2 protein-coding genes are annotated in these 16137 nt (G+C 26.9%); both read left to right on the top strand.

The genetic code is table 11. From position 1 onward, the window contains the following. Positions 1-319 precede the first annotated feature (319 nt). Positions 320-7753, top strand: a complete 7434-nt coding sequence (locus tag IC218_RS07880) for a SpvB/TcaC N-terminal domain-containing protein (RefSeq protein ID WP_227824182.1) — start codon at positions 320-322, stop codon at positions 7751-7753. Between the two features lie 24 nt (positions 7754-7777). Continuing rightward, positions 7778-16072, top strand: a complete 8295-nt coding sequence (locus tag IC218_RS07875) for a neuraminidase-like domain-containing protein (protein WP_227824181.1) — start codon at positions 7778-7780, stop codon at positions 16070-16072. Positions 16073-16137: the final 65 nt, after the last annotated feature.

Raw genomic sequence — 16137 nt, 5'->3', positions numbered from 1 at the left:
ATTTTTATATTGGCTATTTTTAATTTTGAGTATGTAAAATATGTATAAATAATTTCTTTATAATACTCACCATTATAATGTAGTTGATGACAAAAATACTTATGTTTTTTAACGTGAGCTTTGTGGCAGGTATTAACTATATAACTTTTTTTTATAAAATAATTGTTTTGACCAAATGTACATTTTAGACGACCAGTTACGCATAAATTGTTGAATATTCTTTTAAATATCTATATACTTTATAATATAATTTATCAGAAAATTTAGAAAAAAGGATATAAAAAGAAAATCTAATGAAATTATAGGCGGTGTTAATCATATGGAAAGTAATAATAAAGGTGTGTTTAACAATGGAACAATTTCTATAGGTGAAGTATCTATGCCTAAAGGTGGTGGCGCAATAAAAGGTATGGGTGAGACTTTTAGTTCAAATCCATTTACAGGAGTTGGAAATTTTTCTATACCAATAAAAACTTCAAAAGGTCGAGGTTTTGAACCAGATATTTCTTTAAATTATAACTCTGGTGCTGGGAATGGTCCATTTGGATTAGGATTTTCTATTTCATTGCCTTATATATCTAGAAATACGGAGAAGGGTGTGCCTACATATGAGGATATTTTGGATAAGTTTATATTATCTAATTCATCAGAACTTGTAAAAACATGTGATAATAGAAAACAAATGAAGAAATCAAAAAATTTAAATTCCTCATGGGAAGTGACTTCATATTTACCTAGAGTAGAAGGAGACTTTTCAAGAATAGAATATTGGAAGAGTAAAGAGAGTTCTTATTGGAAAATTACTACAAAAGATAACATTACATCAATCTATGGCAAGTCTTTAAATTCAAAAGTTGCAAATCCAAACAATGACAGTCAAATATTTATGTGGCTTATTGAAGAAAGTTTTGATTCAAAAGGAAATAAAATTGAGTATATTTATAAACAAGAAAATAATGAAAATATAATAGATAAATCTAATTATGTAGATAGAAGATTTGATTCATATAAATATATACATAAAATAAGATATGGGAACTATTTTGATAAACAAAAAAAAGAAAAATGGGCCTTTGAAGTGGTCTTTGATTATGGTGAATATGAATTAGAAGATACTTTATTAAAAACGAGTCAGTCGAATCCATATGTATATACAAATATGTGGAAAGTGAGAAAAGATTCTTTTTCGTCATATAGAAGTGGATTTGAAATAAGAATTTGTAGGCTTTGTAGAAATATATTAATGTTTCATAAATTTGAAAATGAACTTGGAGAGATACCATGCCTTGTAAATGTAACTAACTTAAAATATGAAGAAACACTGCAAATGTCTATGCTATCAGAAGTTCAACTGAAAGGATACAGAAGGAATAAAGATAATAGTTATTTTTTAAAATCTATGCCTCCAATAAAGTTAGGATATTCTAGTTTTAATCCAAATAATAAAAAATTCAATTTATTAAAAACAAAAGATGATTCTAATTTACAAGGATATTTACAAAAAACTGAGTTTAATTTTATAGATATTTATGGTGATGGTTTACCAGGAATTTTAATGAGCAATGAAGAGTCTACATTTTTTTGGAGAGCAGAAGGAGATGGAAAATATGGATTTTTAGAAAAACCAATTAAGTTTCCTATTGAAAAAGATTTAACTTCCTCTAATTATTTTTTAATGAGTCTTGAAGGTAATGGCAAATTGAACTTTATTGTTTCAAAAACAGAAAGAGCAGGATTTTATGAGTGTGAAAGTAATGGAGATTGGAAACAATATATGGATTTTGAATATTTTCCTATGGAATTTACAAGAAGCAGTAGAAAAGAAATGGTTGATATAAATGGAAGAGGACTAATAGATATTGCTATATTTGGAGATGATTACCTAAATGTGTATTCATCTATTAAAAAAAGTGGTTTTAGTAGAGCAAATAGAATTGATTTTGGAAATAGAATAAGTTCAGGAGAATTTCCATATAAGAATAGTGAAAACATAAATGAATTTATTGGATTTGGTAATGTACTTGGAGACGGTCTTTATCATAGAATTAGAGTCCGAAATGGATGTTTTGAATGTTGGCCAAATTGTGGTCATGGTAATTTTGGAGAAAAAATATTGTTGAGAAATGCACCAAAGTTTGATGAAGATTTGGATATATCAAGAATTCATTTTGCAGATATTGATGGTTCGGGAACTATGGATATGTGTTATGTATATTTAGATAGAGTAGATATATATCTAAATTTAAGTGGCAATAGATTTAGTGATGCAATATCAATACCATTACCAGAGAATTACTCAAAGTTTGACCAAATAAACTTTGAAGATGTAAATGGAAATGGAGCTTCTTGTATGATATTTACAAAGGTAGGAGAAATAATAAAGCACTATGTTTATGATTTTACAAATAACTCAAAGCCATATTTATTAACTAATATAGATAATTCTTTAGGTATGTTGACAAATATAACTTATTCTAGTTCTGTAAAGTTTTATCTTGAAGATAGGGCTTTAGGTAAAGAATGGCAGACAAAGTTACCATTTCCACTACATGTAGTGGAAAAGATAGAGTTTATTGATGAGATTTCAGAATCTAAATTTACAGAATATTACAAATATCATTCTGGTTATTATGATTATGTGGAACGAAAGTTTAGAGGATTTGGGTTTGTTGAAAATTGGAACTCAGAAAAGATTAATTCAAGTCTAGAAAATCCACTCATAGTACCTACTACTTATATAAAAAAATGGTATCATACAGGGTGTTGTGATCAATTAGAAAATATATCTAAACTTAATGAAGAAGACTTTTTTTCTGAAGATTTGGATGCCTATGTACTACCAGATATTATATTAGATAGTTCTATTAACAAAAAAGATTCAGAAGAACTGAGAGAGGCATATATCTCTTTAGCTGGAAAAATTTTGCGTGAAGAAACTTATGGATTAGATAGTGATATAGAAATTTCAGATATACCATATACTGTGTCTGAAACTAACTTTAAGATAGTAAAGCTTCAAGATAAAATAGAAAATAATTTTGGTGTGTTTTATTCTCATCCAACTGAGTGTATAACATACAATTATGAAAGATTAGTAAAAGACCCACGTATAGCACACAAATTTATATTAGATGTAGATAAGTTTGGTAATATAGAAAAATCTTGTGAAGTATATTACCCAAGAAGGTTTAAAATAATAAACCAAAATAGTGTTTATAGTAAACAATACAACCTTAATATAACAGCAGAATGTACAAAATTTATAAATGAAACTGAAGATTTTAATTTAATTGGAATTGCATATGAACATAGTTTATTTGAGATAGGAGAAGTATCATTAAATGGAAAAATCTATTTTTCATATGATGAAATCAAAACAATAACAAATGAATCTTTTTGTAATGTAGTAAATTACAATGAAAGTTTCAAAAAAGGAAGAGTACAAGCTAGATGTATTTCTTGTGATAGAAAATATTTTTGGAATGAGCATCAGGATAATTTACTGGATTTAGGAAAGATAACTGATAAAGCGTTACTTCATCATCAGGAATTTGCTGTTATGCCAGAAACTTTAGTAAATGATATATTTGCGGATAGGATAAATGATAATATATTAGTTCAAGATTGTGGTTATATCAAAAAAGAAAATTATTGGTGGAATAGAGGGCTTGTTCAAAGTTATTTTACTAGAGAAGAAAATGGATTTTTTATGCCTATATCAAATGAAAATTTATTTATAGAAAAAGATTCAAAATTATATTGTAAAAAATATATTGAGTATGATGAATATAGATTATTTCCAATTAAAATAGGAGAATATTTGTCTGAGCAAATATCAAATGAATCAGAGTTTATAATTGACTATATAACTACTTTACCAAAACAATTGAAAGATATAAATGGTAATATATATCAAGTTATTTTTGATCCATTAGCAATGGTAATTGCAAAATCTAACTATGGTATTGTTGACGAAAGTTTTCAGGGAAACGGAGATTTAGATATATATAAATATTTAGAGAATGCTACGTTTAAAGAGGTTATAAAAAATAATCAAAAATATTTACAAATGGCATCTGAATTTTTCTTTTATGATTTGTGGGAATGGAGTGATAATAAAAAACCAGCTTGCTTTATTCAACTTGTAAGAGAGAATTATTTAAGTGAGATTCAAACTAAGGAAGAAGATAAGGTTCAAATTAATATAGGTTTTTCAGATGGTTTTGGTAGAAATATAGAACAAAAAACTAAAGTTGATTCAGGAAAAGCAATCTTATATAACAAAGGAAATCTTATATATAACAAGTTAGGAGAAGTATCAACTGGGTATGTGGATGAACGTTGGCAAGTGTCCGGAAGAGTAGTGTACAACAATAAGGGAAAACCTATAAAGCAGTTTAAGCCATATTTTTCATCAACTTCTGAATATGAACAACAAAAATATCTAGATAATATATTAACTGCATCAGAAGTTATTTATTATGATTCAATTCTTAGGGTTGTGAAGATTGAAAAAGCTAAAGGTATACCATCAAAATGTTCTATAGTAAAGAATGTATTTACTAAAGTTAAGTATTCTCCATGGGAGGAAATTCACTATGATGAAAATGACACATTAGTAGATTCAGATTATTTCAATGAATATATAAATAATTATCCTGAAAATCCTACTGTAGAACAAGAATATGAGAAAAAAGCACTTTTAAAAGCTAGTAAATTTTATAATACCCCTGAAAAAAAAGTATTTGATAATATGGGAAATCAATATCTATTTATAAGGGATAACCTAGGTGAAGTTTATAAGGATTCATTTAAAGAGATAGCTTGTAAAAGAGGTATAAGTGTAGATGATATATGGAATGAGCTTTTGGGTAAGGAATATATAAAACCAAGCAAGATTCAAGAAAACAAAATTTTAAGTGGATGGGTATCTGAAAAATTTCAACCATATAGTAGTAATTTTAAATTAGAGATAGATGAGAAATATGAAAGTTGCAGTAATGAGTTAATAGATTTTATGAAAAAGAGTTGTCTAACAACGTTTAATGATATAGATGTAACTGGTAAGATTAAGCGTAGTGTAGATGCAAGATTGTATTATTCAAACATTAGTGAAAAAACAGATTTTTGTAATTTTAAGTATTTTTATGATATGAAAGGTAATGAAATTTATGTAGAAAGTGCAGATGCAGGTATAAAGTTAAACCTATTAAATATGTATAATAAGCCTACACATTTATGGGACTTAAGAGGTTTTCATAAAAAAATATATTATGATAATCTACAAAGAATTAAAGAAATTTATGTTGATGGAAGATGTGAAAGTGGTCTAAACATAAATCAAACTGTAGAAAAGTATGTTTATGGAGAATTTTATAATCAAGATATTAAAAAGGTGAAAAGTAGGAACCTAATAGGCAAAATTTATAAACATTATGATAGTGCAGGTATAGCTATCTCAGATATTTATGATTTGAATGGTAAGGCTATTAGTGTTAGTAGACAGTTTGCTTCCGATTATAAGAATGAAATTAATTGGGATAAAATAAGTAGTGTTCAGCTTGAAGAAGATGTATTTCATACTAAATATAAGTATGATGCACTTGAAAGATTAAAAATAGAAATTACACCAGATTTAAGTATATATAAAGCCAAGTATAATCAATTAGGTCTATTAAATGGTGTAGATGTATTTTTATCTGAAGAAAACAAAGAATACAATTTTATAAAAGATATAGAGTACAATGCAAATAAGCAAAGAACTAAGATTTATATGAATAATGGTTTAATTACTCAGTATACTTACGATGATATAGATTATAGGTTGAGAGGAATTAAGTCTATAAGGACAATAAATAAAAATGAGGCAGATAAAGGTAATGAGATGAGCACATTTCAAGAGTTAAAATATATATTTGACCCATGTGGAAATGTTATGACTATAATAGATAGTTCTTTGGAAGCAATATTAAAAAGCAAAAAACAAATAAGTCCTGTAATGGAGTACACATACGATGCTATGTATCAATTAATTAATGCAACTGGGAGGAAACATTCAGGTGTTATTGCAGATAAATCAGGTTGTGGCTTTGGAAATTCAAAATACATTAAACTAGGAACATTACATATAAATGATAGTGAAAAAATTGAAAATTATAGAGAGATGTACGGATATGATGATTCAGAAAATTTAGTATCTATAAAGCATATATCAGATAGTTTAACATGGATTAAATCTATTGATATTGATAAAAAATCAAATCATTCTCGTGGCATCAAGTATGGAAATAAAGATGAATTATATTATGAAACTAATTTTGATGAAAATGGTAATATGAGAAACTTAGAAACTATTTCTCAAATTTGCTGGAATTACAAAAATAATATATCTCATGTAGATACTTTAACTAGAGAAGATGAAATATGTGATAGTGATTATTATATATATGATGCAAATGGTCAACGTGTAAGAAAAGTTAGTGAAAGAAAGATAAATACAAATATTTTTGAGATAGAAGAAAAATTTTATATTGGTAATTTTGAAATTAAAAAGATAAAGAGGATAAATAATAAAAATGAAACTATAATTTTAAGTAGAAAATCTATAAAGGTAATGGATGATAAGAAATGTATATCAATGATCTATTTCTGGAATATTGATGAAAGACAACGAGAGACTAAAAATACTAATAAGTACTTTTTTAAATATCAGTTAGATAATAGTAATGGCTCATATTGTGTAGAGATAAATGAAAATGCAGAACTAATAACTTATGAGGAATACTATCCATATGGTGGAACAGCTCTGATTTTAGGAGAAGATGATAGAGAAGTTAATCTAAAGGAATACAGGTATTCAGCAAAAGAGAGAGATTTATCGACAGGACTATATTATTATGGGGAAAGGTATTATGCGTCTCATATTGGGAGATGGGTTTCAGCTGACCCTGCTGGTAAAGTGAATGGCTTAAATTTATACACATTTACTATAAATAATCCTATTAGATATAGTGATGATTTTGGAATGGATATAGGTGATAATTTTACCTTTGAAAGAGATGATTTACTTTACGGATTGCATGAATCAAGGTCTAAAGATATTTATATGAATGAAGTTAGAGCAGCTAATGGACGTAGCCGTTTAGGTGTAGGACCCATAGTAGTGGACAATATGAATAACTTGTTTTTGGGAGTGCAAAGAGGTGAGACTTATGGTCAAGGTAAAGTAGCAATTAATGGGATGACTATAAGAACTCCTATTGTATCTAGATTTATGGCTTTTCTAGAGCATAATTTTTTAGGAAGTAAATTACCTAGAGATAGTAGCCCTTCTTCAATAAAAAGAAGAATCATATCTGGGTGTAAAGCAGGAATGTTGTTTACTGTTGCATCAGGAAAAACTATAAGGTTTGTGTTAGATGGATTGAATATAAGAAGTATATGCTACAATACTCATGAAAAAAGAAGCTATACAGAAAGAGAGCTTAGATTTATATATAAACGACGTAATGATGCAAATTTTATGCAAAACATAAAATTTTATAAAGAAGGTAGAGAAGTTGAAGCTCCATGGATAAGTAATAGTAAGTGGTGGAACACTTGGTATGAAAGTAAAACTGTTAAAGGGTATGGAAAGATTTTAAGTACACTTGAAAAAGTAGGATATGTTGCCTCTGTAATATTAGCTCCATTATTTCTTAACTTTGTTGCTAGTAAGGTTGGTTATAAGTTAAAAAAAGTTTTAAGTGTATAATATAAATTTAGAAAGGAGAATACTATGGATAAGGACAAGCTGACACAAAAAGAGCAACTCAATGTTTTTTATGGTAATAATCCAGATTTTGAATTATCGGATATTGAGTTACATAAAAAAGAAACTTTAGATAAATTAAATTTAGATGGAGTTAATAAAGAAGTGTTTTTAAAAAACCTTATGATACAAAAAAGATTACATCAATTGCATGCGTCAGAAGGTATACATTCAAAGTTGATTGAAAATGATTTAATATCAGCTCAACAAATTGCAAGTATGGAAGAAGAGTATTTTGTTAATACATATTCAACTAAACTAGAAATAAGCAAAGAAACTGCTAGGAAAATTTATAAAAATGCAATATCAATACAGAATAAAGTAATGAATCTCTTAGTAAATATAAAAACAACAGTTGCATCTCCATATTTTAGAAATCTCAAAGTAAATACAATAGGTGATGATACAATTAGATATTTTGAAAAATTACCTAGTTACCAAGAGATGTTCGGAAATTTAGATTTTTGTGATTGTGAAGATTGTAAATCAATATTTGGACCTGCTGCGTATTTCGTAGATTTAATGAGAATAATAGATAAATATATAACTAAACCAAATGAGCATACTATTGATAAAGACCTGAGTTTAAATTATAGAAGGCCTGATTTACAAGAGATACCTCTTACATGTGAAAATGCAAATAATCTTGTTCCATATCTAAAAATAGTAAATGAACGTTTGTATGATTGTATTAAAACTTTATTTAATACAAAAGACACAAGTATATTTGAGGTTCTTGCTACAAAAACTGTGTATCCATTTAATCTCCCATTTAATTTAAACTTGGAGCAGATAAGAGTATATCTAAATCAAGAAAATTTAAATTTGAGTGACATATATGAAACTTGGGATATAGAACAAAACGAAGTTGAGAGAGAAAGGTTAGGTATTTCATTAAAACAGTATAATATTTTAACACAGAGTTTTAAAGATGATAATCAATTAGCAAACTATTATGGTATGAGTGATAAAGCTAAATTAGCAGAATTAAATAATACACAAACATTACTAAAAGTAACACAATTAAAATATAATCAACTTGAAGAATTACTAATGCAAAATGTTTCACAGAACGAAAAAGATAATAATATAGCACATAATTTTTATATAAATCAAGGTCTTTTAGACAAAAAATATTTGTATATTGATGACAATAAGGAAAATAAAAATAATAATCTATCAAATTCAATTAAAAACATCAATAATGATGTTCTCGATAGATTAAATAGATTTATAAGACTAAGTAAAGTAACTTCTTTAAATTTTATGGATTTAGACTGGATGATAAACTCAATTCATTATTATGATAAAAATATAGAAATATCAAAAAAAACTATTACAGATATATCCCGTTTATTAAAATTATCGAGCGATATGGAACTTGATGTAATAGATTTATGTGCACTTATTGCTCCAATAAAAACATATGGAGAAGGCAATGACTTATTAAAGTCAAAAGTACCTTTTGATGTCATATATAATAATTGTAAAACTAAAAAAACTGAGTCTACATATCATCCTAAAAACAATAAACTAAACCCTCTATATATAGACAATTTAAAACTTTGGAATCCTGCTAAAATTGATGAAAATAATATTAAAATTTCAAGATGGCTTTCCAGTAGCTTAATTATGTCAATTGAAGATTTAAATTTTTTAGCTATCACAATTTTTAAAGAAAATGCAAACATAGATTTAAATGCAGATATAGAATTAACTGTAGATAATTTATCAGCTTTATATAGACACTCATTACTTGCAAGAAAATTTAAAATGAAAATTGAAACCTATATAATATTGCTTAAGCTATGCCACTTAGATACTAAAAAGGTTTTTTCTATTGATGATATTTATTGCATTAAAAATGTTGTAAGTTTTATAGAAAATTCTAAAATCAACGTATACAACTTTAACTATTTTATAAATGGAGAAGAAAGTCAGTATGTAAAGCAAATATTCAAAGAAGATAGTATTGATAATTGGTTAAAGTCATTATGTATGAGCATAAAAAAAGATTCAAGTTTAGATATAGAAAATGAAATTATAGAAATGATGTCTGATTATCTAGGTACAGAAAAAGAGTTATTAAAATATTTAGTGATTGTGTTTAAAAAGTCAATTGTTTTACCTGAGGGTATAAAATATTGGACAGAAGCATTTATAAACTATTCTAACCCTGAGAAATATAAGTTTTATGTTATAGAGGTATTAAGATGTTGTTCAAGATGGATTAACTTAGTAACTAAAATAGCACCAGATTATAAGCTTGTTGAAAGTATTATTAAGTATCCGAACTATTATGGTTTCCAAAATGATTTTAAGTTGTATTCTATAGATAATATTATGAATTTTTATTTGATTAATGAGTATTTATATACTTTTGATGATGTAGATTATGACATGCTTAATTTTATTGAATCAAGCGCAAAAAAAGAAACAAATAGTACAAAATATCTGTCAATAGCAACTAATTGGAATAAATCTCAAATAGATGAGTTAATATCGAAGCAATTTTCAAAAGAACAAAATTTAGTGATTTTGATAAAAAAACTAAAAAGCTGTTTTGACATAGTTAATAAATTAAAGTCTGATAATGCATTTATAGACAATATTCTTACATTATCAGGTTTGGATGAAGAAAAAAATTGGACTAAATATGTTGACATTTCGAATATGGCAGTACAAAAAGTAAAAGGGACATACAGTATAGAAGAATGGAAATCGATAAATACAAAATTACAAGCAATTATAGAAGGTTCTAAACGAGATATTTTGCTTAGTATCACTTTGTATACTCTCAATAAAAAGTTTGTAGATATTAAAACATCAAATGATGTCTATAAGTATTTATTAATTGATGTAGAAATGGATGATTCTACGCAGATTTCTTATATAGTAGAAGCATTAAATGCTACTCAACTTTATCTTCAAAGATGTAGATTAAAAATGGAAAAAGGAGTAGAGTCACTAAATATACCTGAATCTTGGTGGTCCTGGATTATGAATTATAGAATGTGGGAAGCGAATAGAAAAATTTTTGTGTATCCAGAAAATTATTTATTACCATCAATAAGACATACAAAGTCAGAAATATTTAATAAGTTAGAAAGTGCATTATCTCAATCTGAAATAACAGATGCATATATAGAGACAATTTATAATGATTATATAGAAGAATTTTCAAATATATCAAAATTGACTATAGCAAGTTCATATCGTTGTACATATAAAGATTCAATGCGTGGAGATGTTTGTACCTTATTTTTATTTGGACGAACAAGTCAACAACCATATATATATTATTATTGTTATCAAGAAGAGGGGATGCCTTGGACTGAATGGAAAAAAATAGATTTAGCTATAAATTCACACTATATAACTCCAGTATTTGCATTTAACAAACTATTCATATTCTGGGTGGAATTAAAAGAAAATCAAAGTACATCCATAGATGTGGTGGGCTCAGTAAGTAAATCTAATAATAGCAAAACATTTAAAATGGATATGTACTATTCGTTTTTAAATATTCAACAGAAGTGGGTAAATCCTCAAAATATATTATCAGAAGATTTGGTATATTATACTGATTACTCTGACAAGGATTCAATAAAAAATCAACTGCCTTTTAAAAATATTTTTGAAATGGATAGTATTTCTTGGCTTAAAGTAAATGCATTTTCCGTTAATGCATCTAATTTTAAAGCGTTTGATAAAAAATCAAAGGATTTTGAGCGTATAAATATACTTTATGGACCATTTGCAAATCAATCTGGAAAGGTAATTGAAATAAAGCAAATCAATGATGATGGTACAAATAAGTATTGTTTTGAATCCAAGTTAAGTGAAATAGGGGAAAGTTTTAATAGATTGGTTTTAGCAAATAATACGGGTTACTTACCTATTCAACATCAATATTCATTTAATATGAATATGAACAATGAACCACTATTATTAAAAAATGAATTTTTATTGGTTGATAGATACTCACAAAATAAATATCAAATACCTTATAAACCTATTATAGATAAATTTAATAATAAGCTTGGGATTGTTTATTCTCAAAGTGTAATTTATGATAATTATCTATCCGATATGAAAGACTTATCGCATCAAATAGAGGAAAGCTTTGTTGAGTCAGATTCTTTTACATCAGATACAATTGAATTTAGTTTATCAAGTAAGATTTTTAATGATTTAAAAACAAGTAAGATAATTGATGATAATGGTAAGATATTAAAATCAAATCTCAGTACATTAGATTTGGAAATAGTGCTTATAAATAGGATTGTATCAAAAGAAATTAGTCCTAATCAACTTTTAGATATACAAAAAGTATTGTTTAGCCATGTTGGTGGTTTAAATATATTTAATAATATAAATCAAAAGGATATTTCTGTTATGCCTATATATAACCAAGTTGGTTCTTTTGTGTTTGACAATGTAGATGAAACATTTATGATTTCTCCAGAGGATAAAATTTCAGTTCCAAGGTTTAGCATGTTATCAGATGGGCTAATAATTACAAGACCACCAGCAAGTGTAAGTTCTTTTTTATCACTTGGTCTTAACTATGATAAATCAATAAAATGTATAAAACTTTTGAAAAATTATGGGTTATTGGATGAAAATAATATAGTTAAAGTTTCGAATATAGATTACAACATAATAGAAATAATATTGAGTAATGCTCAGTTGGATGACACAACAAAAAAATCTATCTATAGGATGTTGATGAATTTTCCAATAGTAAATAAATATAGTTTTGTAAATAAGGATATTAGTAAGAGTGTATCAGAAACTATTTACAATACTTTTGAGTATTATAAAATTATAGATTCACATGGTAGAGCAGATGGAAATAATTTAACATATCCAGATGTTAAGTTGATTCTAAAAAATCAAATAGAGAAAGGTATTATTAAGGTAAATCAGATTTATGATATTTATGAAAAACTAGTTCATTCACCTGTACCAGTAACACTTAAATATGAAAATTTATATGAAGATAAGAATATGTCAGACCTATCTAAATATAAATTTAATATAACTAGACTGTCAACAAGTGCAACAAAAATATTACAAAAACGTATATTTATAGGTGGAATTGATATGCTTCTTAGTACTAATTCTCAAAATATACCAGTTGTTCCTGTTTTACCTTTTGATAGATTTGAACCAAACAAAGATTATATAAACTATCCAAGTGCAATTGATGGTGTACAGGTAGATTTTGATGGGCTTTATGGTGAATACTATTGGGAACTTTTTTATCATGCACCGATGTTATTAGCTCATAATCTGAGAAATAATCAAAATTATGCTCAAGCGCAAAGATGGTATCAATATGTATTTAATCCAACAAATCCAGAAACAAAAATAGTTAAAGATACTTTTTCAAAAGAAACTGAGCATATAATAACTGATAAAATGTCTGAAGATGTACTGTCAGTTTTAAATACTAAAAAAATAGGTAATCCAGCATATCCTATTATTGATGCTAATGGAAGAGTAAACCCAGAACTTAAATTAAATACAGAACTTAGTTTTTTAACAGAATGCAGTTTAAATAATGAAATGATAATCATGGTAAGAAATATATTGATGAATAAGCTTTTAGCTACACCATCAAGTTGTTATTGGAATTTCCAACTATTTCGTACTCATGTTTTAGATGAATTTATAGATACTTTAGATGACAGTAATCCTGCAATGAAAGTTTATAATAATGACCCATTTAACCCACATGCTATTGCTAGACTAAGAATGGGAGCATATGAAAAGTACACTGTGATTCAATATATAGAAAATATAATAGAGTGGGCTGATAAACAATTTATGCAAGATACATGGGAATCTATAACTTCTGCAACGATGCTTTATATATTAGCATCAAGCTTATTGGGAGAAAGACCAGTTAATTTAGGTAGACATGACAAAAAAAATGTAGAAACATTTAAGTCTATACAGACAAAATATAAAGATTGTCCAGGTGGTATACCTCAATTTCTGATAGACCTTGAAAATCATATATCTAATATAAATTCAGATATACAAGTTGATTTAGGGTTTAATAATATAGATGTTTATTTTGGAATACCAGAAAATGAGGAACTTATAAAACTTTGGGATATAGTGGATGATAGATTAAATAAGATTAGACATTCAATGAATATTAAAGGTGAAAAGAGATTATTGGAGTTATATCAACCACCAATTTCACCAGAATTACTTTCTAGGGTTGCAAGTTCAATCAATAATGTAAATTCATTAGCAGAATCACTAGATATAGAACTTTCTAATTATCGTTTTTCATTTCTAATTGAAAAAGCAAAGGAATTTGCAGGGCATATATGTCAACTTGGAACAAGTTTATTAAATACAATTGAAAAAAACGATGCAGAAAGTATGGCAGTGCTTCATTCAATACAAGAAAACAATATTTTAAATATGGTTACAGTAACAAAAGAGAAGCAAATAGAAGAGATAAATGAAACTATTAAGTCAATGGATCAATCCCTTAAGAGTGCAGAACATAAGAAAACATATTATGAGAATTCAATAAAAGATGGTCTTTCAGAAGAAGAACAAACAAATTTAGATGCAATGGGAGTAGCTTTATTTTTCCAAGTTTATGCAAATATATTTAAAACATCTTCAAGCATTGGATATGCAGTTCCACAAGTAGGTTCTCCTTTTGCCATGACGTATGGAGGACAGCAGTTAGGAGCTGTATTAGAAGGAATGGCAGGTGCAGCAGAAATAGGGGCATCTATCTCAAATTATGAAGCACAACGCTCTTTAACAATGGCTGGATATAATAGAAGAGAAGAAGATTGGACACTTAACAAAGAATTAGCTAATTATGAAATTGAGAATATTAAGAAACAGATTGAGACTCTTAAAATAAAAGTCCAAAGCGCAAAACAAGAGCTTGAAATACATAAGAAAACAATTTTACAGGGTAATGAAGTTTATAATATTCTAAAAAATAAATTTAATAATGTAGATTTATATTCTTGGATGGTAGGTAGAATAAGTTTAATATATTGGCAAATGTACCAAATAGGATTAAATATGGCTCATGTAGCTGAGAAAGCTTATCAACTTGAATTTGGTTGCGATGATAAATTTATAAATTTTAACAATTGGGATAGTATGAGAAAGGGACTCTTGGCAGGTGAAGGACTTCAATTAGCATTAAGTCAGATGGAGGCATCCTATTATAATAAAAATAAGAGGGGTCTAGAAGTAGAAAAAACTATATCTTTGGCAATGATTAGTCCTGAAGCATTATTAAATCTCAAATCATTTGGAAAATGTAGTTTTGAATTGACTGAAAAAATGTTTGATTATGATTTCCCTGGACATTATTTACGAAAAATTAAGAGTATATCTATATCTGTGCCAGCAGTGGTTGGTCCATTTCAAAATATTAAAGCTACATTAGTTCAGAAAAACAATAGTGTTGTTACAAAACCTTTATTGGAAGTTGTAACTTACCTGTTGGGTAATAAAATTGGAAATAAACCAAAAGAAGGTATTAGAGAAAATTGGTTGCCTAATCAAAAAATTGCCATATCAAAAGGTATTGATGATAGTGGAATGTTCTTGCTTAATTTTAATGATGAGAGATACTTACCATTTGAAGGTACAGGAGTTGTTTCTAGCTGGGAACTTGAGATGTTAAAAGAAACGAATAGGTTTAATTTTGATAGTATATCAGATGTAATAATCAATGTAAAATATACAGCTCTTGAGGATTCAAATTTAAAAGAAAAGGTTATAGAATTGTTATCTAAAAGTTATCCATATGTAGGCGGACTTTATTTTCCTTTACAACAGATATTTTCTACAGAATGGAATATGTTTATAAATGAATGTGATAATCAAGAACTACAGAGTTTTAATTTTGACATTTCATTATCCCAACTTAGTTTCTTTAGAGAAGTTAATGTTAAAGCTATATATATGAAGTTAGATATATTAAAAGATATTGTTTTACCAATAAAATCAGACTTCATAACAATTGAAAATTTAGGTATGAAAGAGACTGTAATCAATTTAAATAAAGATATTGGAATGGTAAATAATATCAATTTAAATATGAATGATATTAAAGGCAAATGGAGTATAAAGATAGATTTAGAAAAAATGAAAAAAGATAAGGATTTAAAGAAGCTTCTTAAAGAAAATAATCATATTGATGGTAAGAAATTATATGGAATAGAAATGGTTTTGGACTATGAAAGTAAAATTTTTTAAGTTGATTAAATTGGTAAATCTAGTCAGTATTATGTTTTTTAAATCATATTAGAAAGAAGGCAAAT

This window comes from Clostridioides sp. ES-S-0005-03 (assembly GCF_020658455.1).
In the GTDB taxonomy this organism is placed as follows: domain Bacteria; phylum Bacillota; class Clostridia; order Peptostreptococcales; family Peptostreptococcaceae; genus Clostridioides.
The sequence above is the reverse complement of the archived record's forward strand: the minus strand, read 5'-3'. Positions and strand labels throughout refer to the sequence as shown.